The following is a 25,897-nucleotide window of genomic DNA, read 5'->3' on the forward strand; positions in this document are numbered from 1 at the left end:
TTGTGGTGGTGCCAGGCGGCCATTCAAGCGTTCTCGACGCGCTTGTTGACTTTTTGAGTCTCGCGGGGGAGGAGAGCGGTGCGTTCCCTGCAAGGCGATTCGATCCCCAGTTCGTAGGAGATGCCTTGCCGAAGGGGCCGAAAATGGGCAATAGCGGCGACACTATGGCGGTTCTAGCAAACCCTTGCGCTCCAATGACAAGCAACCAGGCAGTTCGTCCGCAAACCATCCAGATTTTCTTGCCCCACGGGGACCCGCGCGGTATTCGCATTGCCGAGCTAACAACGCGGATCGTGCAGATCATCGAAGTACCTCGCAAGCTGTTGCCCGAGTTCGTGCGGATGCCAGAAAGCGAACAGGTTGCACTCTATTTTCTGTTTGGTGGCGCCGACGATGGCGCGGAACCTCGTGTCTACATCGGCCAGACGGGCGACCTCCGCCAACGGTTGGCAAAGCATCACAGAGAAAAAGAATTCTGGGAACGGGCCTTGGTGTTGATATCTCGTACCAACAGCCTCACAAATACCCATGCGCTTTTTCTGGAATGGCTCTGCGTCCAAAGTGCACGGCGGGCAGGCCGATATGGCGATGAGAACGGCAACTCCGGGTCGCGCCCGCACACCCCCGCGCCGTTGGAGGCGGATTGCCTGGAGATTTACGACACCGGCCGAACGCTGTTGGCAACTCTGGGCTTCCCGCTGTTTGAGCCCGTCGCTAAACCTTCACCTGCAGCCAGTACAGAAACGGAGGATGAATTTGTGTGCACAGCTACTGGTGCAAGAGGGCGAGGCCTGTACACCGAAGAGGGGTTTGTTGTGCTGGCCGGCTCGGTGGGTCGCCTCGAAAGCGTCCCTTCCATCATTGGGACTGCGGGCGGGCGACTGCGTGAACGGCTGTTGGAGTCTGGTGCGATGGAAGCGCAGGGCGATAAGGTCGTTTTTCGCCGCGATCATCTGTTCAGGTCCCCAAGCATGGCTGCCTTGGCTCTGCTTGGGCGGACGGCCAATGGGTGGCTGGAGTGGAAGACGGCAGATGGCCGTACTCTTGATGCTGTGAGGCGCCAGCAGCCGCTGGTATAGCGCGACCGCACGTTTCTATGATGATCTGCCGTCTCAAATCGCTGGCAGATGGGAGCGTGATGGATGCGACACTGGCCACCTATGCCTCTGACCAACTAAGTGCCGTCTCATGTCTGACAAAGTACAAGAAAATCATCCGACTCAATTCCCCAACTGAAAATGAAACCTTGTTGGCAAGCAGAAACCGTACATTAACAAATAGAGGAGTCGGTGCGTCAATACTCGTGTGTTGGCGCTCGTTAGTTTTCAATGGACAAAACCAACCTTAAGTGGATCGCCGATTTCATTTGGAACATCGCGGACGACCGCCTGCGCGACGTGTACGTGCGCGGCAAGTACCGCGATGTGATCCTGCCGTTCACCGTGCTCAGGCGGCTCGATGCCGTGCTGGAATCGAACAAGCAGGCGGTGCTGGAGCGCAAGAAGTTCCTCGACACGCATAAGGTGGCCGAGCAGGACGGCGCGCTTCGCATGGCAGCCGGACAGGCGTTCTACAACACGTCGGAATTCACCCTCGCCACTCTCACTGTCAGTGGACAAGGACAGCGCCTTCGCGATAACTTTGTTGATTACCTGGACGGCTTCTCCCCGAATGTTCAGGACATCTTGGCAAAGTTCAAATTTAGAGACCAGATCCAAACGATGGTCGAGGCCGACATTCTCGGCCACTTGATCAACGACTTCCTCGACCCGGAGATCAACCTCGCGCCGCTTCCTGTCAAGGATTCGGATGGTCGGATCAAACTGCCCGCACTCGACAACCACGGCATGGGCACGGTGTTCGAGGAGTTGATCCGCCGCTTCAACGAAGAGAACAACGAAGAGGCTGGCGAGCACTTCACTCCGCGTGACGTGGTCAAACTGATGGCCAAGTTGCTGTTCATGCCAGTGGCCGACCAAATCCAGTCAGGCACCTACCTGCTGTACGACGGCAGTTGCGGCACGGGCGGCATGCTGACCGTGGCCGAAGAGGCGCTGCACGAACTGGCCGCGAGCCACGACAAGGAAGTCTCGATTCACCTGTTTGGTCAGGAGATCAATCCCGAAACCTACGCCATCTGCAAGGCTGACCTGCTGCTCAAGGGCGAAGGTGATGAGGCCGAGAACATCGTCGGCGGTGCGGACAAGTCGACACTGTCGGCCGATCAGTTCCGGTCGCGCGAGTTCGACTTCATGATCTCTAACCCGCCTTACGGCAAGAGTTGGAAGACCGACCTTGACCGGATGGGCGGCAAGAAGGAATTCAGCGACTCGCGCTTCATCGTCAATCACGGCGGCGATGCCGAGTTCAAGCTCATCACCCGTTCCAGCGACGGGCAGCTGATGTTCCTGGTGAACAAGCTGCAGAAGATGAAGCACAACACGCCGCTGGGCAGCCGCATTGCTCTGGTGCATAACGGCTCAGCCTTGTTCACTGGCGACGCGGGCCAGGGCGAAAGCAATGTGCGCCGCTGGGTGCTGGAGAACGACTGGCTTGAAGCCATCATCGCCCTGCCACTCAACATCTTCTACAACACCGGCATCGCGACCTACATCTGGGTGCTGGCCAACAAGAAGGCCGCGCACCGACGCGGCAAGGTGCAGCTGATCGACGCTTCTAAGTGGTTCCTGCCGATGCGGCGCAACCTTGGCAAGAAGAACTGCGAGCTGGCAGATGCAGACATTGAACGCATCCTCAAGTACTACCTCGACCAGCCCCCCGCCGATGCAGAGGCCGCGAAAGAAACGCCCGAATGCAAGTGGTTCGACAACGCCGACTTCGGCTACTGGAAGATCACGGTTGAACGCCCGCTACGCCTCAAAAGCCAGCTCAAACGCAACGCCATCGAAAGCCTGCGCTTTGCCACGGGCGACGAAGCCCTGCGCAGCGAGATTTACACCAAGTACAGCGACAAGGTGTACACGGAATTCGCCAAGCTCAAGCCCGAAATCGAAGCGTGGCTGAAGGGTGACGATGGCGACGAGGATGCCGACGACGAGTCGGACGACGAAGACGTCAAGACCACCAAGAAAGCGATGCCGGAAAAACGGCGCAAGAAGCTGCTCGACCCCGCAACGTGGTTGCGTGACAAGACGTTGGTGGAACTGGCCAAGCTGGCGCAGCGGGAACTTGGCGAAGGCGTCTTCGACGACCACAACGAGTTCCGCACGCGATTTGATGCCACGATGAAGGCGCACAGCAAGAAGCTGGGTGCGCCCGAGAAAAAGGCCATCTACAAAGCGGTGAGCTGGCGCGACGAAACAGCGCCGCCTGTTATCGCCAAGCGCAGCAAGCTCAAGACGGGTGAGCATTTCGAACCCGGCTACGATGGCGCGTACCTGGAAACCGCGGGCAAGGATCGCTTCATGGTCGAATACGAGGCCGATACCGACCTGCGTGATACCGAGCAGGTGCCGCTCAAGGAGCCGGGGGGCATAGAGGCGTTCTTCGCCCGCGAAGTGTTGCCGCACGCTGCCGACGCCTGGATCGCTATGGACGGCACCAAGATCGGCTACGAGATCTCGTTTGCCCGCTATTTCTATAAGCCGACGCCGCTTAGGACGCTGGATCAGATCCGCGCCGACATCCTGAAGTTGGAGCAGCAGACAGAGGGCTTGCTGCACAAGATCGTGGGAGAAATTCCAGCATGAGCCAACGGAACAACCTTCTGGCGTCTATCGCTCAGACTATTCAGGATTACAGGAATGGCTCGCTCCCTCAGCCCATCACCGACCACGTTGAGCGCTGGGTCCAGCAGTTCGACGCTGCTGTGCAGTTGCCTATCCTGCAGGAGATAGACCACGTCCTGAAGAACATCTACTTCTCGAAGGAGAAGGTGTCTCAATTCATCAGCGGAGCGATCAGCGCCGAAAAGCTCACAGGCAACGACGCCAACCAGTTCTGGCGCAACGCCAACTTCCTCGACATTCAGGGTGGCGGCGACAGCCAGACCGACATGCTGGCCCTGTTCTCTGAGCAACTGACGGAGAAGTTCGGGTTCGGCATCGACGAATGCGGGCGCGGTGATGATGTTTTCGTTTATCTGGACGATGGCATCTTCACCGGCAACCGTGTGCGGCGCGACCTTGAGGGATGGGTTCGTGACCAGGCGCCCGCACAGGCGAAAGTACATGTGATGTGCATCGCCCAGCACAGTGGCGGACAGTATTACGCCAACGGCAAGATTCAAGAAGTCATTAGAGCTTCGGGAAAGAAGATCGACATCACTTGGTGGCACGCCATAGAGTTGGAGGACAGACGGACCTACAGCGCAACATCGGACGTACTGCGCCCGACGGCGATCCCGAATGACCCGGCAGTGCAAGCCTACGTGGCCGCCATGCAATATCAGCCAACCCTCAGAGCCGCAGGCAGCCCCGGCGCAGCGGGCCTTTTCTCCAGCGACGCGGCCAAGATTCTGCTGGAGCAGGAATTCCTGAAAGCCGGTGTCCACATCCGCCAGATTTGCCCCAACCTTGGTGCCACTCAGCGACCGCTGGGGCACATGACGCTGGAGACACTGGGCTTCGGCTCGCTCATCGTGACCTATCGCAACTGCCCCAACAACGCTCCGCTGGTTTTCTGGGTGGATGCGCCGTGGTACCCGCTGTTCCCGCGCACCACGAACACGCAGACTGCTGTGAGAAGAATGTTCGCCGACCTGACCGGAGGCGGTCTCTGATGGGCGATAGAGATAAGACTCGAACCTACATCCGTAAGGAGAGCATCGTCTTTCTCAAGACGAGCGAACCGTTTGGCGGACTCTCCAACATGGCAGGTGGCTACCCGATCCAGGTGAATGGGCTGAGGATACTAACCTCCGAGGCGTTGTATCAGGTCTGCCGCTTCCCGCATCTTCCCGATGTGCAGCAAATGATCATCGGACAGATTAGCCCGATGACAGCCAAGATGCGGAGCAAGCCCTATCGCAAGGATTCGCGCCCCGATTGGGATCAGGTACGAGTTCGCATCATGCGCTGGAGCCTGCGCATGAAGCTGGCCAACAACTGGAACACCTTCAGCACGCTGCTGTTGAGAACGGGCGAGCGGCCCATCGTCGAGGAGTCGCGTAAGGATGATTTTTGGGGTGCAAAGGTCGTTGACAACGGCGACACCCTCGTTGGCATGAACGTCTTGGGTAGGCTGCTGATGGAACTACGCGAACAGGTGAAGCAGCAAGGGCGCGACGCAGCCCTTGATGTTGCGCCCCCTGACATTCCGCAGTTCCTGCTGCTGGGGCGGCCGATTGAAGTCGCATCCGGTTCGCCATCGCAGGCCGCCGACGATCAGGAACAAGGCGCCCTCTTTGGGACGGATGCTACTGTCACCGTCCTGGCTACAGCTCTTCCGGATGCTCCGGCTGCGGCTCAATCACACAAGGCTGCATACGAAGCCTACCGCACGGCGCGAATGCGTTGGCTGCCGCCGGTGCCCGAGCACTGGGACGAGCAGCGCGCCAAGGTCTTCTTTCGTGAGGTGGATGAGCGCTCGCGCACCGGCGAAGAGGAGCTTCTGTCGGTATCGCACCTGACCGGGGTTACGCCGCGCAGCCAGAAGAACGTGACGATGTTCAAGTCTGCGAGCTATGTTGGCTCCAAGCTGTGCCGTCCTGGGGATATCGTGATCAACACGCTTTGGGCGTGGATGGCAGCGCTTGGTGCGAGCAGGCACGTTGGGATCGTCAGTCCCGCCTACGGCGTGTATCGGCCGCACCGTGCCGACAGCTTTAACCCAGCGTATCTCGACTACCTACTGCGCACCCGTGCCTACGTTGCTGAATACATCGGGCGCTCAACCGGCATCCGATCCTCGCGTCTGCGCCTTTACCCGAACCAGTTTCTCGACATCGCGCTGATTCAGCCGCCTCGCACCGAGCAAGACCAGATGGTCGCCTACCTTCGGGCGCAGGACGCCAACATTGCCCGCTTCATCAAGGCAAAACGCAACCTAATTGGACTACTCACTGAGCAGAAGCAGAACATTGTTGAGCAGGCTGTCACCAAGGGCCTCGATGCAACTGCGACACAGCGCGACTCGGGTATTCATTGGATCGCACATGTCCCGGCGCATTGGGGAACATGCAAGCTCAAGCACGTTGCGCAGTTCAACCCGTCGCGCTCGGAGAGTGCAGCATTCCGGCTCAGCGATGAGATGGTGTCATTCCTACCAATGGAATGCATCACGACGGACGGCAAGCTCCAGAACGTCAATCGGCGAAAGACATCCGACGTCTGGGAGGGCTACACGTACTTCCGACGACACGATGTAGTCATGGCCAAAATCACGCCGTGCTTCGAGAACGGCAAAGGCGGACTGTTGGATGCTTTGCCCACAGACATTGGTTTTGGCACCACGGAATTCATTGTCCTGCGTGCTAAAGCTCTGCGCATTCGTCCGGCCTTTCTGGCCAAGCTGTTGTCGATAAAGACGTTCAGAACTCTCGGAGCCGACGCCATGACCGGGGCTGCTGGACAGCAGCGCGTTTCTCTGGATTTTGTGAAGAACTTTCAGATCGCTTTGCCCCCCCTGGTTGAGCAAGACAGCATCTTGATGGCTCTCCAAACTGCGACAACAGAACAGGACTCGGCCATTGACAGGATTAGGAGCGAAATTGCGCTCATCCACGAGTACCGCGAACGCCAGATTGCCGATGTAGTCACCGGCCAAGTCGACGTGCGTGGCTGGGTGCCGGGCTCTGATGACGGGATGGCCGACGAAGACCTAGCAGTGCTAGGCGGCGACGAAGAGTTGTATACCGATGGGGAGGAAGACGATGGCGACGACTGACACCAGCGAAAAGGGCCTGGAGGCCTTGATCGTGCGCGACCTCTGCAACAGCGGCGGCTATGTGCAGGGCAACCCCAGCGACTACAACCGCGACGTGGCGGTGGACGTGGTGCAGTTGCTGGCGTTTCTGCAGGTCACCCAGCCCAAGGGGGTCGAAACACTGGAACTGGCAAGCGAGGGCATCAAGCGCACCCAGTTCTTGCACCGCATCCAGGGCGAGATCGCGAAACGGGGCGTGGTCGATGTGCTGCGCAAGGGCATGGGCCACGGCCCGGTTCACGTTGATCTGTACAAACTGCTACCCACGCCGGGCAACGCCAGTGCTGCTGAGAACTTCGGCAAGAACATCTTCAGCGTTACCCGCCAGTTGCGCTACAGCAATGACGAGGCTCAGCGCTCGCTGGACGCCGCCATCTTCATAAATGGCCTGCCGGTGATGACATTCGAGTTGAAAAACTCGCTGACCAAGCAGACCGTCGCCGATGCCATCACCCAGTACCAGACCGACCGCAACCCGGGCGAGCTGCTGTTCCAGTTGGGCCGCTGCGTGGCGCACATGGCGGTGGACGATGCCGAGGTGCGGTTCTGCCCGCATCTCACCGGTAAGACCTCGTGGTTCCTGCCATTCAACCAGGGCTGGAACAGCGGCGCGGGCAACCCGCCCAACCCGCACGGCTTGAAAACCGACTATTTGTGGAAGCAGGTGCTGGTCAAGGACTCGCTGGCCAACATCATCGAGAACTTCACGCAGGTGGTGGAAGAGGAAGACGAAAAGGGCAAGAAGCGGCGCAAGCAGGTATTCCCACGGTTTCATCAACTGCGTACCGTCCGTGCCTTACTGCGCCGCTCCCGCGAGGATGGGGTTGGCAAGCGTTATCTCATCCAGCATTCGGCAGGCAGCGGCAAGAGCAACACCATTGCTTGGCTGGCTCACCAGTTGGTCGAACTCAAGACCGCCGCCGATGCGATGTTGGCTCAGTTCGATTCGGTGATCGTCATCACCGACCGACGCGCGCTGGACACCCAGATAGCCCGCACCATCAAAAGCTACGACCACGTCGCGTCAATCTTCGGCCATTCCGAGGATGCCGCCGAGCTGCGCACCTTTCTGCGCAAAGGCAAGAAGATCATCGTGACGACGGTACAGAAATTCCCGTTCATCCTCGATGAGTTGGGCGACCTTGGCAGCAAAAAGTTCGCGCTGCTGATCGATGAAGCGCATTCCAGCCAGGGAGGCAAGACGACGGCCAAGATGCACATGGCCCTGTCAGGCGCCCCTGGTGACGACGAGGACGACGAGGAATCCGTTGAGGATGCCGTCAACAAACTGATCGAGTCGCGCAAGATGCTGTCGAACGCTAGCTACTTCGCGTTCACGGCCACGCCGAAAAGCCGGACGCTGGAGTTGTTCGGAGAGCGGTTCATCGAGGGCGGCGAGGCGCGTTACCGCTCGCCGGAGGAATTGACCTACACCACCAAGCAGGCGATTCAGGAGGGTTTCATCCTCGACGTGATTGCGAACTACACGTCGGTGGACAGCTTCTATCACGTCGCCAAGACGGTGGAGGACGATCCCGACTTCGACAAGGTGAAGGCGCTGAAGAAGATTCGTCACTACGTCGAATCCCACGATAAGGCCATCCGCAAGAAGGCCGAGATCATGGTTGACCACTTCGTCGCGCAGGTGGCGGGGAAGCAAAAGATCGGTGGCAAGGCGCGGGCGATGATCGTTTGCAACGGCATCGCACGGGCCATCGACTACTACCGTGAGGTGTCGGACTACCTCGCCTCAATCAAGAGCCCATTCAAGGCCATCGTGGCGTACTCGGGCGACTTTGAAATTAGCGGGGTGAGGAAAACCGAAGCCGACCTCAACGAATTCCCGAGCAAGGACATTCCGTCCAAGCTCAAGCAAGGCCCGTATCGCTTTCTGATCGTCGCCAACAAGTTCGTAACCGGCTTTGACGAGCCGCTGCTGCATACGATGTACGTGGACAAGCCGCTGGCGGGCGTGCTGGCGGTGCAAACGCTGTCGCGGCTGAACCGAGCTCACCCGCAAAAGCGCGATACCTTCGTGCTGGACTTTGCCGACAACGCCGAGGCCGTGAAAGCCGCATTTCAGGACTATTACCGCGCGACGGTGCAGGTCGGCGAAACCGACCCCAACAAGCTGCACGACTTGAAGAATGACCTCGATGCCAAACAGGTGTACAGCTGGCAGCAGGTTGAAGATTTGGTTGCGCTTTATGTCACCGGCGCAGACCGCGACAAGCTCGACCCCATTCTCGATACCTGTGTGGCCGAGTACATCGACAACCTGGACGAAGACGGTCAAGTCGAGTTCAAGGGCAAGGCCAAGGCTTTCGTGCGCAGCTATGGCTTTCTTGCAGCGATCCTGACCTACGGCCACCCTGCGTGGGAAAAGCTGTCGATCTTCCTGAACTTTCTGATCCCGAAGCTACCGGCCCCGAAAGAGGAAGACCTCTCCAAGGGTGTGCTGGAAGCCATCGACATGGACAGCTATCGGGTAGAAGCGCAGGCGTCACTGAAGATGTCGATGGACGATGCCGACGCCTTCATCGAACCGCCCCCTCCCGGCGGGGGCGGCGGTGGCGGTACGCCGGAAATCGACAAGTTGTCGAACATCATCAGAGCCTTTAACGACATGTTCGGCAACATCGAATGGAAGGACGGCGACAAGATTCGCAAGGTCATCACCGAGGAAATTCCAGCGCGCGTGGCTCAGGACAAGGCCTACCAAAACGCGCAGGCCAACTCCGACAAGCAGAACGCCAAGCTGGAGCACGACAAGGCGCTCAATCGCGTGGTGCTAGAGCTGATCTCCGACCACACCGAGCTCTTCAAACAGTTCAGCGACAACCCCAGTTTCAAGCGCTGGCTGACCGATATGGTGTTTGATTCGACTTATCAACCAACAACGTCATTGCAGCATTCGCCGCTAAGCATAAAAGGGGGTGCATAACAAGCTGATTTGGGAAATGAAGAACGCGTACCTGATGCATTGACAATACTTAAGACGCTGAACGATTACCTCGGAAAATCGCGCAAACGAATCTGGCCGGTCCAACTCACTACTTATGCGGCTAAGAAATGAGTGTTGAGCGTCCGGGCAGCCTTAATTCAATCGAAGCGGGCTGACCTATCGCGACATTGTCGCCACCTTTCCAAACCTTCAATCGGTTGGCCCTCAACCGAATCGCCTCCACCACATCCCGCGCCTGCAGCAGCACAAAGCTCGCATCGCACCCCACCTCCAGCCCATAGCCCTGCAGGTGCATCACCTTGGCGGCGTGGGTGGTCACGGCGTCGTAGCAGGCGCGCATGCCTTTCTGGCTGGTCATCTGCGCCACATGCAGGCCCATGTGGGCCACCTCCAGCATGTCGCCGCTGCCCAGGCTGTACCACGGGTCCATCACGCAGTCGTGGCCAAAGGCCACGGTCACGCCGCCGGCCATGAGCTCGGGCACGCGGGTCATGCCGCGGCGCTTGGGGTAGGTGTCGTGGCGGCCCTGCAGGGTGATGTTGATGAGCGGGTTGGCCACGGCGCTCACGCCGGCCTCGGCCATCAAAGGGATGAGCTTGCTCACGTAGTAGTTGTCCATGCTGTGCATGGAGGTCAGGTGCGAGCCCGTCACGCGGCCCTGCAGGCCCAGGCGCTGGGTTTCATAGGCCAGGGTTTCAATGTGCCGGCTGAGCGGGTCGTCGCTTTCGTCGCAGTGCATGTCCACCAGCTTGCCCTGCTGCGCGGCCAGCTCGCACAGCAGCCGCACGCTCTCGGCCCCCTGCGCCATGGTGCGCTCAAAGTGGGGGATGCCGCCCACCACGTCCACGCCCAGGTCCAGCGCTTTTTTGAGGTTGTCCAGGCCGCCTTTCGTCCTCAGCACGCCGTCTTGCGGAAAGGCCACCAGCTGCAGATCGATGTAGCTGGCCACGCGCTTTTTCACTTCCAGCATGGCCCGCACGGGCAGCAGGCTGGGGTCGCTGGTGTCCACATGGCTTCGGATGGCCAGCAGGCCCTTGGCCACGGCCCAGTCGCAATAGGTCAGCGCGCGCTCGATCATGTCTTCGGCACGGAGCGTGGGCTTGAGCTCGCCCCACAGCGCAATGCCCTCCAGCAGGGTGCCGCTTTCGTTCACGCGCGGCAGGCCGTAGCTCAGCGTGGCGTCCATGTGAAAGTGCGGGTCGCAAAACGGTGGGCTCAGCAGGTAGCCGTTGGCGTCGACCGTCTCTTTGGCCTGGGCACCGTGGATCGGCCCTTCGGTCACTTCAACAATCTTGCCGTCTTGCACGGCCACCGACATGTGGGTGCGCCCGTCGGGCAGGCTGGCTTGGGTGATGAGCAGGTCGAGCATGGTTTCAGCTTAAGTTAATTTGCAGGTGCCGCAGCAGCCAGCGCTTCGAGTGCGGCGGCAACCTGGGCGTTGCCGTCGCTTTCACGCAGCCTGCGGGCAAAGTGCTGCCGTGGCCCGGCGGGCAAGGCCATGGTGGCCTGGATGGCGCTGGCCAGTTGTGGCGCGGTGATCTTTTCCATGGCCACGGGTTGGGGTGTCAGCCCCGCCTTCCACAGGCGGTGCGCGTGGTGGTATTGGTCCATGATCAGCGGCAGCAGCACCTGGGGCACGCCGGCCCGCAGCGCATTGGCGGTTGTGCCCGAGCCGCCGTGGTGCACCACCGCCGCCATGCGCGGGAACAGCGCGGGGTGCGCCACGTCGCCCACCACGCGCCAGTGGGCGGGCAGGCCCTGCGTGCCCAGGCCGGCCCAGCCGGCGCTGATCAGGCAGCGGCGGCCGGTGGCGGCCAGCGCTTCATGCACGATGCTGCCAATGTGCTCGGTGCCGGGGCCCGACATGCTGCCAAAGCCCACATACACGGGCGGCTCGCCCTGGTTCAGCCAGGCTTCCAGGTCGGGGTCCAGCGGGCGCGGGTCGTCATGAAAGATGAACTGGCCGCTGCGGATGTTGACGCCCCAGGCCGGGTCGCGCGGAAAAAGCTCAGGGTCCACGGCCAGGAAGAACTGGCCCTGCATCAGCACGTCGCGCAGCTTCACGGGCGGCAGGCCGGCCTGCGCGCGCAGGGCGTTCAGCGGTTTGCCGGCAATGCGGTTGCTCACAAAGCTGTGCATCGCCCACTGCACCCGGTTGATCCAGCGGGGCAACCCGTGGCGCCGGGCCGAAGGGGGCGCGTGCTGGCCCGAAGGCGAGGGCAGCACCCCGGTGGAAAAGCACACGCCCAGCAGCGGCAGCTTCAGGCGGTGCGCCACCACCGGCGCCGCCAGCGACAGGCCGGCCCAGACCATGGCGTCGGCGCCCTGGCAGGCGGCTTCAATGTCTTGCGCCTGCAGCGGCAACTGGCGGGCAAAAAACTCCCGGGCTGCCGCAATGGCGGCTGCGGGCTTGCCTGAAAGCGCTGCCGGGTTGCTGTGCAGCCACTGCTTCATGTCTGAGCCCACCGGCGCGAAATTGATGCCTTGGCCGGTCACCCATTCGCGACAGTCCGGTGGTGCGGCCAGCGTGACGGTGTGGCCGCGCTGCTGCAGCGTCTGGCCGAGCGCCACCATGGGCTGCACGTCGCCGCGCGTGCCGACCGTGACCAGGGTGATGTTCATGGCCAGCAGGATAAGCGATGAACACCGGGTAGCGGACGAGCGGCTCAGCGGCTGGCGAGGTTGAGTTCAGCCCGGGGCGTCCAGGCGGGGGCGTTGGCCTTGCCGGCCTCGGCCCCGGCCGGCCTTTGGCGCCCTTGCGCGCCGGCGGCCCCGGCTTAGCGCGCCGTGCTGTTGCCCGTGGCCAGCTGCTCGCGCATGCGCTTGCGCAAGTCACGCTCACGCGCCTGTTCTTCGGCGTGGTCTTCACGCAGGCCGCGCCATAGCGACACGGCCATCAGCACGATGACCACGGTGAAGGGCAGGGCAAACACGATGGTGGCGGTTTGCACCGACTTGAGCCCGCCTGCCAGCAGCAGGCTGATGGCAATGCCCGAGACCAGCACGCCCCAGACGATCTTGATGCGCGCGCTGGGGTTCTCGTTGCCGCCGCTGGTCATCATGCCCAGCACCAGCGTGGCGGAGTCGCCCGAGGTCACAAAGAACAGCAGCACCAGCAGCGTGGCCACGCCCGACAGCAGGCCGCTCAGGGGCAGGGCGTTGAACATGGCAAACAGCGCGGTCGACACATCGGCCTTGACGGCGTCAGCCACGGGCACGGCCTGCATGATCTCCATGTGGAGCGCGGTGCCGCCAAACACGGCAAACCAGACAAAGGCCGCCAGCGTGGGCGCAAACACCGTGCCCAGAATGAATTCGCGCACCGTGCGGCCGCGCGACACGCGGGCAATGAACAGGCCCACAAACGGCGACCACGACACCCACCAGGCCCAGTAGAAGATGGTCCAGCCGCCGACCCAGCTGTTGTCGCGGAACGGCGTCATGCGCAGGCTCATGCGCACAAACTCGGTGGCGTAGTTGCCCAGCGTGGTGGTGAAGGTGTCAATGATGGCAATGGTCGGCCCCAGGATGAACACCGCCACCGCCAGCGCCGCGGCCATCACCAGGTTGATGGTGGACAGCCACTTGATGCCCTTGGTCACGCCGCTCACGGCCGACAGCAGGAACAGCGCCGTGGTCACCACGATGATGCCGATCTGCGAGGCGGGGGCCACGGGCAGCCCCACCACCGCATGCAGGCCGCTGTTGATCTGCAGCGCGCCCATGCCCAGCGAGGCGGCCACGCCAAAGGCCGTGGCAATCACCGCCAGCACATTGACCAGCGGGCCAAGCTTTTTGACTGCGGGCCAGGGCAGGGCCTCGACCGCGGTGCTGACCAGGCCCGAGCCACCGCGGCGGAACTGGAAGAACGCAATGGCCAGCGCCACGATGCTGTACACCGCCCAGGGGTGAAAGCCCCAGTGGAAGAAGCTGTAGCGCATGGCGGCGTTGGCGGCCTCGGGCGTGTTGGCGGCAATGCCGGGCGGCGGCGCGCCAAAGTGCGAGATCGGCTCGGCCACGCCCCAGAACACCAGGCCAATGCCCATGCCGGCGGCAAACAGCATCGAGAACCAGGCGCCGGTGGAAAACTCGGGCTCGTCGTCTTCGGCGCCGAGTTTGAGGTCGCCATAGCGGCTGACCGCGAGCACCACGGCCATGATCACCAGGCCCAGCACCACCCACAGGTAGAACCAGCCAAAGTTGTGGGTGATGACGGCGAGCGCGTCATTGAAGACGCTGCCCAGCGTGGCGGGCGAAAAAATGCCCCAGAGGACCATCGCCAGGATCAACCCGGCTGACGCAAAAAGCTGCATGTGCTTCCTTCGGCCATGGCGGCGCCCATGCTGGACCTTGTCGGTCAAGCCCGTTGGCGCCGGTTGCCACGGCGATTGGCGGTGATAAGAAAACGGCAGCCCGATGTGACATCAGGGACCCGTTCACTGCCCGGCTGCCATCAGCCTCGGGGAGTGCGTTCATCCGAGGGAATGAACGACGGGTTAGTCAGCAAGGTCCGCAGGGGGCCGGGGTCAACCGGGCTGCGGTGCCGTCGAGAAGGGCTCCAATTATAGACGCCGCCCGTTTCAGCGCTCGCCCTTGCGGTAAGGCTTCATGAGCGCCTGCGGGTACGCGGCCTTGCGCGCCACCAGCACCAGCGCCAGGATGGACAGCACATAGGGCAGCATCAGGTACAGCTGGTAGGGCAGCACGGCGCCGCCGGCCTGCTGCAGGCGCAGCTGCAGCGCGTCAAAAAACGCAAACAAAATGGCGCCCAGCAGCGCCTTGCCGGGCCGCCAGCTGGCAAACACCACCAGCGCCACGCAGATCCAGCCGCGGCCGTTGACCATGTTGAAAAAGAAGGCGTTGAAGGCCGACAGCGTGAGGAACGAGCCCGCCACGCCCATCAGCGCCGAGCCCGCCACCACGGCGCCGGTGCGCGTGGCCACCACGGAGATGCCCTGGCCCTCGGCGGCCTGCGGGTTCTCGCCCACCATGCGCACCGCCAGGCCCAGCGGCGTGCGGTACAGCGCCCAGCCGATCAACGGCACCAGCAGCAGTGCCAGCAGCGTGAGCGCCGTCTGCTCGCCCAGCACGGGCACGGGCAGCCAGTCCATGGGCTGGAACGGCTGCACCGTGGGCGGTGTGCTCACTTTGGGAAAGCTCACGCGGTAGCCAAAATAACTGAGCGCCGTGGCCAGCAGCGTGATGCCCAGGCCCGACACATGCTGCGACAGCGCCAGCCCCACGGTGAGCGCCGCGTGCAGCAGCCCAAAGGCCGCGCCGGTGAGCGCCGCTACGCCCACGCCCACCCACAGCGGCGCGCCCTGGTACACCGCCAGCCAGCCCGTGAAGGCGCCGGCAACCATGATGCCCTCGATGCCCAGGTTGAGCACGCCCGCGCGCTCGCACAGCAGCACGCCCAGCGTGCCCAGGATCAGCGGCGTGGCAATGCGCAGCACCGCGACCCAGAAGTCGGCATTGGCCAGGATGGTGGGCAGCTCGCTCATGGCTTCATTTCCAGCGCAGCCGGTACTGCGCGGCCAGCATCGCCACCAGCACGGCCAGCAGCGAGGTGGCCACGATCACGTCGGCCAGGTAGGTGGGCACGCCAATGGCGCGGCTCATGCTGTCGGCGCCCACCAGCACGCCCGCCACAAACACGCTGGCCAGCACCACGCCCAGAGGGTGCAGGCCCGCGAGCATGGCAATGACGATGCCGCTGTAGCCGTAGCCGGGCGACATGTCCAGCGTGACATAGCTGGTGCGGCCGGCCACCTCGATGGCGCCGGCCAGCCCGGCCAGCGCGCCCGACAGCAGCGCCACCAGCACCAGGGTGCGCGTGGTGCCCACGCCGGCAAACGCGGCGGCGCGCGGGTTGGCGCCCACGGCGCGGATGTCAAAGCCCAGCACCGTGTGGTTCAGCAGCCCCCACAGGCCCAGCGCCAGCACGCCGCCCCACAGCAGGCCGGTGTGCACGCGGGTCTGCTCGATCAGCTTGCCCAGCTCCAGCGCGGGGTTGAGCGCCACGCTTTGCGGCCAGCCCAGCGCGGTGGGGTCTTTCATGGGGCCGTCGAGCAGCGCGCCCACGGCCAGCAGCACGATGAAGTTGAGCAGCAGCGTGGTCACCACCTCGTCCACGCCCAGCCTGGCCTTCATGAGCGCGGGGCCCAGCAGCAGCAGGGCGCCGGCCAGCGCGGCGGCGGCCATCATGGCCGGGAACAGCAGCCACGCGGGCGCGTCAAAGCCCGCGCCGCCATGCAGGCCGCCCACGGCAATGGCGGCCAGCGCGCCGGCATACAGCTGCCCTTCGGCGCCAATGTTGAACAGCCGCGCCTTGAAGGCCACCGCCGCGGCCAGCCCGGTGAGCATGAGCGGGATGGCGCGCGTGAGCGTCTCGCTGATGGCAAACACCGAACCAAAGCCGCCCTTGAACAGCAGCGCGTAAGTCGAGCCCACGGGCTGGCCCGTCCACAGCACCAGCAAGCCGGTGATCAGCAGCGTGAAGGCCACGGCGCCCGGCGGCGCGAGCACCTGCGCGGTGCGGGAGAGGGCGGGGCGTTTTTCAAGGCGCATGGTCAGGTCCCGCCCCCGTTCGCCCTGAGCTTGTCGAAGGGCTCGCCAACTCCGTTCCCCCTGAGCCTGGCCTGTCCTGAGCGTGTCGAAGGATCGAAGGGCTAGCCACCCCCGCCATCGCCAACCCCACGCTCTCGCGCGTCCAGCCGTCGGCGGGTCGGGCCTCGCCCAGCTGGCCACTGTGCATCACGGCAATGCGGTCGCCCAGCATCATCACCTCGTCCAGGTCGTCGCTGATCAGCAGCACGGCGGCGCCGGCGTCGCGCGCGGCCAGCAACTGCTGCTGAACATAGGCCACTGCGCCAATGTCCAGGCCCCAGGTGGGCTGATGGGCCACGATCAGGCGGGGCGTGTCGTCGGAAGCGGGAGCCGTGCCATGTGGAGCGGCGCCAGGCGCCAGCAGCGCACGCCCCAGGATGAGCTTTTGCATGTTGCCGCCCGACAGCGCGCGTGCCGGGGCGTCGAGCCCGCCGCCGCGCACGTCAAACGCCTGCACGATGCGCTGGGCCTGGGCCCGCGCGGCCGCGCGGCGCACCAGCGGCCCGTGGCGCAGCGCCGGGCTGCGCAGGCGCTCGGACACGGCGTTTTCCCACAGCGGCAAATCGCCCACCACGCCCATGGCGTGCCGGTCTTCGGGGATGCGGGCCACGCCTTGGTGTACCAGCCACAGCGGCGAGGGCCGCAGCGGTTGCCCCAGCAGCATGGCGCGGCCGGCCGTGAGGCGCCGCGTGCCGCACAGCAGCTCGGCCAGCGCCACCTGGCCATTGCCCGAGACGCCGGCCACGGCCACGATCTCGCCCGCATGCAGCGTGAGCGACACACCGCGCAGCGCGTCGCGTGCCGTGCCGTGGGTGTGCACGCCCTGCAGCAGGCACACCGGCGCGGGCGTGCTGGCGGCCCGCGCGGGGCGGCGCTCGGGCGCCGCCACCGCATGGCCCACCATGGCATTGGCCAGGTCGGCCTGGGTGGCGCCCGCGGCGGGCAGGTCGGCCACCAGCCGGCCCGCGCGCAGCACGGCAATGCGGTGCGACACGCGCAGCACCTCGCCCAGCTTGTGGCTGATGAAGATGATGGACAGGCCCTGCGCCACCATCTGCGCCAGCGTGTCGAACAGGGCCTCGCTTTCCTGCGGGGTCAGCACGGCGGTGGGTTCGTCCAGGATCAGGATGCTCGCGCCGCGGTACAGCGCCTTCAAAATCTCCACGCGCTGGCGCTCGCCCACCGACAGCGTGCCCACGGCCGCATCCGGCGCCACCGGCAGGCCAAAGCGCTGGGCCACCTCCAGCAGCCGGGTGCGCGCGGCCTTGCGGCGCGTGAAGGGCAGCCACAGCGGCTCGCTGCCCAGCATCACGTTGTCCAGCACGGTGAGGTTGTCGGCCAGCGTGAAATGCTGGTGCACCATGCCAATGCCCGCGGCCAGCGCGGCGCGCGGGTTGCCGGGCGCCAGCGGCTGGCCAAACACCTCAATGTGGCCCGCGTCGGCTCGGTAGTGGCCGAACAGGATGGACATCAGCGTGGACTTGCCCGCGCCGTTCTCGCCCAGCAGGGCCAGCACCTCGCCGCGCGCCAGCGTGAGCGAGATGTCGTCATTGGCCACCAGCGCGCCAAAGCGCTTGGTGATGTGGGACAGCTGCAAAACGGTGTCAGGCATGGAGGCGGCGCGCTGCGGTATCAGCCCAGCGCCACGAGCTGGGCGCTCACGCGGTCCATCACATCGGTGACCAGCGCGGTTTCTTCGGGGCTCATGCCCTGGCCCATGGCGGTCACCACCTCGGTCTGGATGGCCCGCACGCGGGTGGCCAGCCGCGTGCCCGCGGGCGTGAGGGCCAGCCGCTTGATGCGGCCGTCGGCTTCATCGGGCTCGCGCGCCACCAGGCCCTGGGCTTCCATGCGCTTGAGCAGCATGCTGATGCCGCTTTTGGCCACGAAGCAGCGCGCGGCCAGCTCCTGCTGCGTCATGTGCGGGGTGTGGGCCAGGTTGACCAGCACCTCGTGCTCGCTCAGGTGCAGGTCCATCGCGGCCAGCCGGGTGGACAGCGCGTTGGTGCACAGGTTGTAGGCGCGCACCACCGACAGCCAGGCCCGCCGGGTGTCGGCCAGATCGTCGGGGGTGGGGCGTGAGGTCGTTTTGGGCATGGCGGTGCAATTGGTTCAACAATGAACTACAATGTTCAAAACTGAACTACATTGTAGGCCGCCATGAATCTCTACCTGCGACTGATCTGGACCCTGCTGCGCTCCTGGCGCCTGCCGCCGCTGACGCTGGGCGACACGCTGGAGCGGCGCATGCGCGTGCTGCCCAACGACCTGGACATCAACGGCCACATGAACAATGGCCGCTACCTGACCCTGATCGACCTGATGCTGGTGGAGTACTTCGTGCGCACGGGCTTTGCGGCGGTGCTGCTGCGCAACGGCTGGCGGCCCATGGCGGGCGGTTCGTTCGTGACCTACCGGCGCGGCCTGTCGCCGTTCGAGACCTACACGCTGCGGTTCAAGAGCGACGGCAGCGACGCCGCGTGGAACTACATGCGCTTTGAGTTCGTGAGCCAGGGCAAGGTCTGCGCGGCGGGCTACATGAAGGGCGCGGCGGTGTCGCGCCAGGGGCTGGTGCCCAACCAGCAGTCGTACGCGGCGTTGGGCTTGCCCCTGCCGGGCGGCGAGCTGCCCCAGCCGGTGCGCGACTGGCTGGCCGCAGAAAGCGGCGTCATGGACCGCCAGTGGCAGGCCCAGGCCTGAGGCTTGACGTGTGGGGCCGCGCATTCGGGCGCGTCAGGGCTTCCAGGCCGCCAGAAACGCCAGCATGACCTTGGCCGAATTGTCGGCCGCCAGGCCCAGGAAGGTGCCCATTTCGTTCTCGCCCTCGCCGCCGCCGGCCAGGTCGCTCAGCGAGCGGAAGGCGATGTAGGGCACGCCGTTGCTGTAGGCCACGTGGCCCACGGCCGCGGTTTCCATGTCGAGCACGTTGGCCTGGAAGGTCTTGAAGGTGTATTCGCGGAAGGCGGCGTTGTCCATGAAGGCCTGGCCCGAGACACCATTGCCGCCCACGGTGACCTTGGGCGTGTGGCTCAGGCATTTGGTGCCCAGGCAGTGCGCGAGCGGCACGCTGCCCAGCGTCCGCGCCACGGCCAGCATCTTCGGGTCGGCCTCGAACCAGAACTTGCGCACGGGTTGCGGCTGGCCTTCAACCCGCGTTTCAACGGGGCGGGGAAACAGCATGCCGTAGGGCGGCAGGGTGGTGCCTTTGGTCCAGGAAGGAGGCGTGAACTGTCCGGGCGCGGTTTCGCGTGCCATGACCACCTCAAGGTACTGGCCCCACTGCTCGGGCACGCTCACGTCGCCAATGTGCAGCGCCGGGTTGACGCCGCCCGCAATGCCGCTGAACACGATGCGGCTGACCTTGAAGCGGTCCAGCACCAGCTGGGTGTTCATGGCCGCGTTGGTCATGCTGATGCCCGAGAGCATCAGCACCACGGGGTGGCCTTGAAGCTGGCCGGTGGTGAACTCCACGCCGTTGACGCTGTGCACCGCCGGCGACTGCAGCTGCTTCTTGAGCAGCACCAGCTCGGGCGCAAAGGCCGACATGACGACGATGCGCTCGGCACTGTCGAGCTTGCCGCCCTGGGCTGTGACGGCCGGGCCGGTGGCCGCGCAGCCGCCCAGCAGGCTGGCGCCGGCCAGGGTGAGCGCGAGAGCCGCCGGGCCCAGCAGACGACGCAGCCCCGATGCCATGGTGGGCATGGCCATCACTTGGCGGTGGACTTGGGCTGGCTGTCGTCCACCTTGACGGTGAACTTGCCGGCCAGGATCTCGGCCTCCTTGGTCTTGACCTTGGCCACGATGGGCGCGGGCACCTTCTTCTCAAACGTGCCCAGCGGCGCGAGCTCGGAGCCCTTGTACTTCATCATGGAGTACTGGCCGTAGTCTTCGGCGGTGAACTTGCCTTCCTTCACGAGCTTGATGGCGCGGTCGGCCGAGGGCTCGAAGTTCCACAGCGCCGAGGCCACCACGGTGTCGGGGTACTGCGGCTGGGTGTTGATGACGTTGCCGATGGCGAGCTTGCCTTTTTCCTTGGCGGCGTCGCTCACGCCAAAGCGCTCGGCGTACATCACGTCGGCGCCCTTGTCGATCATGGCAAAGGCGGCTTCCTTGGCCTTGGGCGGGTCAAACCAGCTGTTGATGAAGCTCACGGTGAACTCGACCTTGGGGTTGACCTCTTTCGCGCCGGCCATGAAGGCGTTCATCAGGCGGTTGACCTCGGGGATGGGGAAGCCGCCGACCATGCCGATCTTGTTGCTCTTGGTCATGCCGCCGGCCACCATGCCGCTCAGGTAGGCCGGCTCCTGGATGAAGTTGTCAAACACGCTGAAGTTGGGCGCCTGCGGCTTGCCCGAGCTGCCCAGCAGGAACGAGGTCTTGGGGAAGTCCTTGGCCACCTTGCGGGCGGCGGCCTCCACGGCAAAGGCCTCGCCCACGATGAGCTGGTTGCCGCCGGTGGCGTACTCGCGCATGACGCGCTCGTAGTCGGCGTTGCTCACGTTCTCGCTGGCCTTGTACTCGATCTCGCCGCGCGCCTCGGCGGCCTTGAGCGCCTTGTGCAGGCGGCTGACCCACTGCTGTTCAAAGGGCACGGTGTAGACCGCGGCCACCTTGAGCTTGGGGTGGTCCAGCGCAAAGGCGGGGGCGGACAGCGCCGCAACTGCGGCCAGGGCGATCAGGGAACGGCGTTTGGTCATGAAAAGTACCTCTATAAGGAAGAAACAGGGGAGTGCACGGGTTGAAATTCGGGAACGCCGCGGAACCGGCTTTGCCGGGCCGCAGGCGTTGCCCCCTTGAGGGGGAGGCGGCCGCAGGCCGCTTCGGGGGTGGGCGTCATTTCGTCCCGAAGATGCGGTCGCCGGCGTCGCCCAGGCCCGGCAGGATGTAGCCGTGGTCGTTGAGCTGACGGTCGATCGCGGCGGTGTAGATCGGCACGTCGGGGTGGGCCTTCTGCAGTGCGGCAATGCCTTCAGGGCAGGTCAGCAGGCAGACGAACTTGATGGACTTGGGATTGAGCTCCTTGAGCCGCTCCACCGCCGCAATGGCCGAGTTGCCGGTGGCCAGCATCGGGTCGACCACCACGATGTCGCGCTCCTGCATGTCGTGCGGCATCTTGAAGTAGTACTCCACGGCGGTCAGCGTCTTGGGGTCGCGGTACAGGCCCACATGGCCCACGCGCGCGCCGGGCACCACGTTGAGCATGCCCTCCAGGATGCCGTTGCCCGCGCGCAGGATCGAGACGAACACCAGCTTCTTGCCGTCGATCATCTTGCCGGTCATGGTCTCCAGCGGGGTTTCGATCTCCACGTCCTGCAGCGGCATGTCGCGCGTGACCTCATAGGCCATCAGCGAGGCCAGCTCGTTGAGCAGCCGGCGAAAGCTGTTGGTGCTGGCCTCTTTCTTGCGCATCAGCGTCAGCTTGTGCTGCACCAGCGGGTGGTCGATCAGGTGGACGTTGCTCATTGGAATGTTGCCTTCTCTGGAAATGTCGTTCTTCTAAAAAACCGTGCCATCGCTGGCAATGCCCAGGGGGGGCAGGCCACCACGCAAGCGCTGTGCCAGAACCCGGCCCGCAGCCCAGGTGCCGCCTTCAAGCACGCAGGCCAGCGGCATCTGTGCCTCGCTCAGGCGCAGCAGCGCGCGCACCAGGGGCGCCAGTTCGTCGAGCAGGGCCACGGTCAGGGCGCGCCACTCCACCACCAGCTCGTCGCCGGGCTGCCAGACCCGCTGGGCATGGGCCGGGTCGGTGAGCTGCAGCACCCCGGCATCGAGCAGCAGGCCGCCGTTGCGGTACTCGGGCAGGCCGGTCAGCGCGTCCAGCCCCAGCACCCGCACGCCGGCCCACTGGAAGGGCTCGAGCAGCGAATAGGTCAGCCACTGCGAGAGCTTGTGAAAGGGCATCCAGCCGTCGCTGTCACCCTCGCCGCGCACGGCGCTGTGGCGCCAGCAGTCGCCCAGGGGGATGGGGCCCAGCCGGTTGTTGGCCGGCCACACGGGCGAGAGCGAGGCCAGCAGCTGCGAGAGGATGTCGTGCGCGGTCACAGTGGCGGTGGGCGGCACGTCGGGGCCGAGCGGGCTGATCAGCATGTCGAACAGCTCGCCCGGCCGGCCGTCGGCGCCAAACACCTCGGGCTGCTCCAGCAGCACCTCGCCCAGGCGGCGCAGCAGCACCACGCGGCCCTCCAGGCCGACCAGCGGGTTGCTGGCGCTGACCTGAAAGGCCTCGGCCAGCCGGTCGGCCACGAGGCCGCGCAGGCCCATGCCGTCCACCTGCAGCGGCTGCGCCGGGTTGCTGGAGAACAGGCCGCCCATGAAGGCGTGGAAGCTGGCCACGCCCAGGCCCTCGGAGCGGCTGAAGCGCTTGCCGCTGGCCGGCTCGGTGTAGTGCCAGTCGGCGCCGGCGCCGGCGTCCAGCAGCACGCTGACCACGGCCAGGTCGATCCAGGCGCGGGCTTTGGCGGGCGCGTGCGCGTCGCCCAGCAGGCCGTCGAGCGTGGCCTTGCGGTCGATGCCGCCGGCCTCGAAGTGGCGCCAGCGGCTGTGGAAGGGGATGTTCAGGTCGGGGTAGCGGTCGCGCGTGGTCTGGGCCACCTCATGCGCGGCGCTGTCCAGCGCCGCATCGTTGACGGTGAACCAGGCTGATTCGCCCGCGCGGGCCCGCGCCAGCAGCGCCGCGGCCCGCGCGCGGATCGCGGTGGTGGTGCGCAAAGTGGCTGCAGCGCTTGTCTGGCGGGCACTGGCTGCTATCAGATCAGGAGCGCCCCCGGTGCTGTCGGGCGCGCTCATGCGCTCAGGCCCCGGCCTTTGGCTTTCTTCAGCTCCTGGGCGTCGGGCACGGCGCCGGGGGTGAAATAGCCAGCCGCCATCTTGGCGTCCATCTCCACGCGCGCGTCGGCCGGGATCAGGTCGTCGGGGATGTTGATGCGCTGCACCACCTCGATGCCGGCGCGCGTGATGGCGTCGTACTTCATGTTGCTCATGGACACGAGCCGGTGGATCTTGCGGATGCCCAGCCAGCTGAGCACGTCGGGCATGAGCTCCTGGAAGCGCATGTCCTGCACGCCGGCCACGCACTCGGTGCGGTTGAAGTACTGGTCGGCCGTGTCGCCGCCCACCTGGCGCTTGCGTGCGTTGTAGACCAGGAACTTGGTGACCTCGCCGAGCGCGCGGCCCTCCTTGCGGAAGTAGCTCACCAGGCCCACGCCGCCACGTTGCGCGCCCTGGATGCATTCTTCAATGGCGTGGGTCAGGTAGGGCCGGCAGGTGCAGATGTCGGAGCCAAACACGTCGGAGCCATTGCACTCGTCGTGCACGCGGGCGGTCAGCTCGACCTCGGGGTTGGCCAGGTCGCGCGGCTTGCCGAAGATGTAGGCGGTCAGGCCGCCGATGGGCGGCAAAAAGACCTCCAGGTCGGAGCGCGTGACCAGCTCGGGGTACATGCCGCCGGTTTCCTCGAACAGCACGCGGCGCAGGTCGGTCTCGCTGCAGCCAAAGCGCTCGGCCACGCCGGGCAGGTACCACACGGGCTCCACGGCCACCTTGGTCACCATGGCCGCGCCCCCGGCGGTCAGCACCTTGCCGTCGGCCTTGAGGCGGCCTTTTTGCAGGGCCTCGATCACCTCGGGCAGGATCACATGGGCCTGCGTCACGGCAATGGTGGGCCGGATGTCGTAGCCCGCGGCCAGCTCGGCCGCGAATTCGGTGGCGATGGTGGCGCCCCACGGGTCCATGGCCACGATGCGGCCGGGCTCGCTCCACTGCGGGTAGGGGCCGATCACGTCGGTGGGCGCGGTGTTGGTCAGGTCGGCCTTGTGGTCGCGCGACAGGCCGCCCGAGGCCACGGCCAGCGCCCGGTAGATGCTGTAGGAGCCGCTGTGTGTGCCAATGACGTTGCGGTGGGCGCGCTTGGTGGTGGTGCCCACCACGGGGCCGCGTTCGGCCGCGGTGGCCGCGCCCCAGCGGATGGGCAGGGCGCCGAAACCCCCGGTGTGGGAGGTCAGGCGGATGTGGCGGGGAGAGTTGTCTTTGGTGCTGGTGGGCACCGGGGTTGCCGGGGTGGCAGGTACTTCAACGGACATTGCAGGCCCTCAAAAAATGCAATGTACCGATGGCGCCCGCGGCTGGCAAGAGCTGCGGCAAAAATGCAACTGCGCCGGCGGGGCTTGCCGCGCGGCTTGCATACTCCGGGCACCATGAAATCAACGCAATCCATGAATTCGGGCACTCATTCCGTGCACGGTGATCCAGCGGCCTTGCCCGGGTCGCTGGTGCTTTTGCTGGCCAGCGGGGCGGGCCTGGCGGTGGCATCGATTTATTACAGCCAGCCCATGCTGGCGCTGCTGGGGACCGAACTGGGGGCCTCCGCCAGTGCCATGGGCCTGGTGCCCACGCTGACCCAGCTGGGCTACGCGTTGGGCATTTTGCTGCTGGCGCCGCTGGGCGACCGCTACGACCGGCGCCTCATCATCGTGGCCAAGGCGGCGCTGCTGAGCCTGGCCTTGCTGGCTGGCGGCCTGGCGCCCGGCATCGGGCTGCTGCTGGTGGCCAGCCTGGTGACCGGGCTGGCCGCCACGCTGGCGCAGGACATCGTGCCGGCAGCCGCCACGCTGGCGCCAGACGCGCACCGGGGCAAGGTGGTTGGCACGGTCATGACCGGGCTGCTGCTGGGCATCCTGCTGTCGCGCGTGGTCAGCGGCTTTGTGGCCGAGCACCTGGGCTGGCGCGTGATGTTCGTGGCCGCCGCCGTGGGCGTGGCGCTCATGGGCGTGGCCATGTGGCGCCGCCTGCCGCGGTTTGAGCCCACCACCCGGCTGGCCTATGGCGCGCTGCTGGGCTCGCTGTGGCAACTCTGGCAACGCCATGGGGCGCTGCGGCGCGCGGCCCTGGCGCAGGGCCTGATTGCCATTGGTTTCAGCGCATTCTGGTCAACACTGGCCGTGATGCTGCACGGCGAGCCGTTTCACCTGGGCGCCTCTGCCGCAGGGGCCTTTGGCCTTGCCGGCGCCGCCGGTGCGCTGGCGGCGCCGCTGGCCGGGCGCCTGGCGGACCGCCGGGGCCCGGAATTGGTGACGCGGCTGGGCATTGCGCTGGCCATGGGGTCGTTTGCGCTCATGCTGGCCTTGCCCTGGGTGGGGCCGGGCGTGGGGCTGTGGCTGCTGGTGGCGAGTGCCATCGGCTTTGACCTGGGCGTGCAGGCGACGCTGGTGGCGCATCAGACCATTGTCTACAGCATCGAACCCGGCGCCCGCAGCCGGCTCAACGCCGTGCTGTTCATCGGCATGTTCACGGGCATGTCGCTGGGCGCGGCACTGGGCAGCCTGCTGCTGGCGCGATGGGGGTGGCTGGCCGTGACCGTGCTGGCGCTGGTGTCGGCCTCGGCCGCGCTGGCGGTGCGCCTGTGGCCGGGGGCGGCCCGGGCGCGGTGAACCCGGGCGGTGA

General features: G+C 65.0%; 19 protein-coding genes. 7 read left to right on the forward strand and 12 right to left on the reverse strand.

Features of this window, described 5'->3' with window-relative positions:
• Positions 1-194: 194 nt before the first annotated feature.
• From KF796_12210 to KF796_12230, 5 genes are all read left to right on the forward strand, one after another.
• Positions 195-1,079: a GIY-YIG nuclease family protein gene (locus tag KF796_12210; protein ID MBX3587396.1), complete on the forward strand. Its 885-nt coding sequence runs from the start codon at positions 195-197 to the stop codon at positions 1,077-1,079.
• 249 nt (positions 1,080-1,328) lie between these two features.
• Positions 1,329-3,710, forward strand: coding sequence for an SAM-dependent DNA methyltransferase (locus KF796_12215; protein ID MBX3587397.1), 2,382 nt, complete (start codon positions 1,329-1,331; stop codon positions 3,708-3,710).
• Entirely contained in the window at positions 3,707-4,741 is a 1,035-nt protein-coding gene (locus tag KF796_12220; protein ID MBX3587398.1) for a hypothetical protein, read from the forward strand. The genes KF796_12215 and KF796_12220 overlap by 4 nt, the downstream gene beginning before the upstream one ends.
• Positions 4,741-6,846 (forward strand): DUF1768 domain-containing protein, encoded by a 2,106-nt coding sequence (locus KF796_12225; GenBank protein ID MBX3587399.1) that lies wholly within the window; start codon positions 4,741-4,743, stop codon positions 6,844-6,846. Before KF796_12220 ends, KF796_12225 begins: the two co-directional genes overlap by 1 nt.
• A complete protein-coding gene (locus KF796_12230) occupies positions 6,833-9,829 on the forward strand; it encodes a type I restriction endonuclease subunit R (GenBank protein ID MBX3587400.1) in 2,997 nt (998 codons plus the stop codon). Before KF796_12225 ends, KF796_12230 begins: the two co-directional genes overlap by 14 nt.
• Before the next feature lie 121 nt (positions 9,830-9,950).
• Here KF796_12230 and KF796_12235 read toward each other — a convergent pair whose 3' ends face one another.
• The 7 genes from KF796_12235 to KF796_12265 all read right to left on the reverse strand — a co-directional run bounded on the left by KF796_12235 (position 9,951) and on the right by KF796_12265 (position 18,556).
• Entirely contained in the window at positions 9,951-11,219 is a 1,269-nt protein-coding gene (locus KF796_12235) for an amidohydrolase family protein (protein MBX3587401.1), read from the reverse strand.
• Between the two features lie 14 nt (positions 11,220-11,233).
• On the reverse strand, positions 11,234-12,472 hold the full coding sequence (locus KF796_12240; GenBank protein MBX3587402.1) for a glycosyltransferase family 1 protein: 1,239 nt from the start codon (positions 12,470-12,472) through the stop codon (positions 11,234-11,236).
• Between the two features lie 155 nt (positions 12,473-12,627).
• Positions 12,628-14,163, reverse strand: a complete 1,536-nt coding sequence (locus tag KF796_12245; protein MBX3587403.1) for a BCCT family transporter — start codon at positions 14,161-14,163, stop codon at positions 12,628-12,630.
• A gap of 267 nt (positions 14,164-14,430) precedes the next feature.
• Positions 14,431-15,354, reverse strand: coding sequence for an ABC transporter permease (locus KF796_12250; protein ID MBX3587404.1), 924 nt, complete (start codon positions 15,352-15,354; stop codon positions 14,431-14,433).
• Between the two features lie 4 nt (positions 15,355-15,358).
• On the reverse strand, positions 15,359-16,420 hold the full coding sequence (locus KF796_12255; protein MBX3587405.1) for an ABC transporter permease: 1,062 nt from the start codon (positions 16,418-16,420) through the stop codon (positions 15,359-15,361).
• A complete protein-coding gene (locus tag KF796_12260; protein MBX3587406.1) occupies positions 16,410-18,071 on the reverse strand; it encodes an ABC transporter ATP-binding protein in 1,662 nt (553 codons plus the stop codon). Before KF796_12260 ends, KF796_12255 begins: the two co-directional genes overlap by 11 nt.
• 20 nt (positions 18,072-18,091) lie before the next feature.
• Positions 18,092-18,556, reverse strand: a complete 465-nt coding sequence (locus KF796_12265; protein ID MBX3587407.1) for a MarR family transcriptional regulator — start codon at positions 18,554-18,556, stop codon at positions 18,092-18,094.
• Between the two features lie 63 nt (positions 18,557-18,619).
• Here KF796_12265 and KF796_12270 point away from each other — a divergent pair, with 63 nt between their 5' ends.
• Positions 18,620-19,159 (forward strand): thioesterase family protein, encoded by a 540-nt coding sequence (locus tag KF796_12270; GenBank protein MBX3587408.1) that lies wholly within the window; start codon positions 18,620-18,622, stop codon positions 19,157-19,159.
• A gap of 33 nt (positions 19,160-19,192) precedes the next feature.
• Here the strand turns inward: KF796_12270 and KF796_12275 are convergent, their stop codons facing one another.
• The 5 genes from KF796_12275 to KF796_12295 all read right to left on the reverse strand — a co-directional run bounded on the left by KF796_12275 (position 19,193) and on the right by KF796_12295 (position 24,537).
• Entirely contained in the window at positions 19,193-20,161 is a 969-nt protein-coding gene (locus tag KF796_12275) for a 5'-methylthioadenosine/S-adenosylhomocysteine nucleosidase (protein ID MBX3587409.1), read from the reverse strand.
• Positions 20,162-20,166: 5 nt separating this feature from the next.
• A complete protein-coding gene (locus tag KF796_12280) occupies positions 20,167-21,156 on the reverse strand; it encodes a BMP family protein (GenBank protein MBX3587410.1) in 990 nt (329 codons plus the stop codon).
• Positions 21,157-21,292: 136 nt separating this feature from the next.
• Positions 21,293-21,922, reverse strand: a complete 630-nt coding sequence (upp, locus tag KF796_12285; protein ID MBX3587411.1) for a uracil phosphoribosyltransferase — start codon at positions 21,920-21,922, stop codon at positions 21,293-21,295.
• Positions 21,923-21,955: 33 nt separating this feature from the next.
• Positions 21,956-23,245: a URC4/urg3 family protein gene (locus KF796_12290; GenBank protein MBX3587412.1), complete on the reverse strand. Its 1,290-nt coding sequence runs from the start codon at positions 23,243-23,245 to the stop codon at positions 21,956-21,958.
• Positions 23,242-24,537 carry a GTP cyclohydrolase II gene (locus KF796_12295; GenBank protein ID MBX3587413.1) on the reverse strand — a complete coding sequence of 432 codons (1,296 nt, stop codon included), beginning with the start codon at positions 24,535-24,537 and terminating at the stop codon, positions 23,242-23,244. The genes KF796_12290 and KF796_12295 overlap by 4 nt, the downstream gene beginning before the upstream one ends.
• A 114-nt stretch (positions 24,538-24,651) precedes the next feature.
• On the opposite strand from KF796_12295, the gene KF796_12300 reads away from it, so the two are divergent.
• Complete coding sequence (locus KF796_12300; protein MBX3587414.1) at positions 24,652-25,884, forward strand: MFS transporter; 1,233 nt, start codon at positions 24,652-24,654, stop codon at positions 25,882-25,884.
• Positions 25,885-25,897 lie beyond the last annotated feature (13 nt).

Source organism: Ramlibacter sp., assembly GCA_019635435.1.
Classification (GTDB): domain Bacteria; phylum Pseudomonadota; class Gammaproteobacteria; order Burkholderiales; family Burkholderiaceae_C; genus JAHBZM01.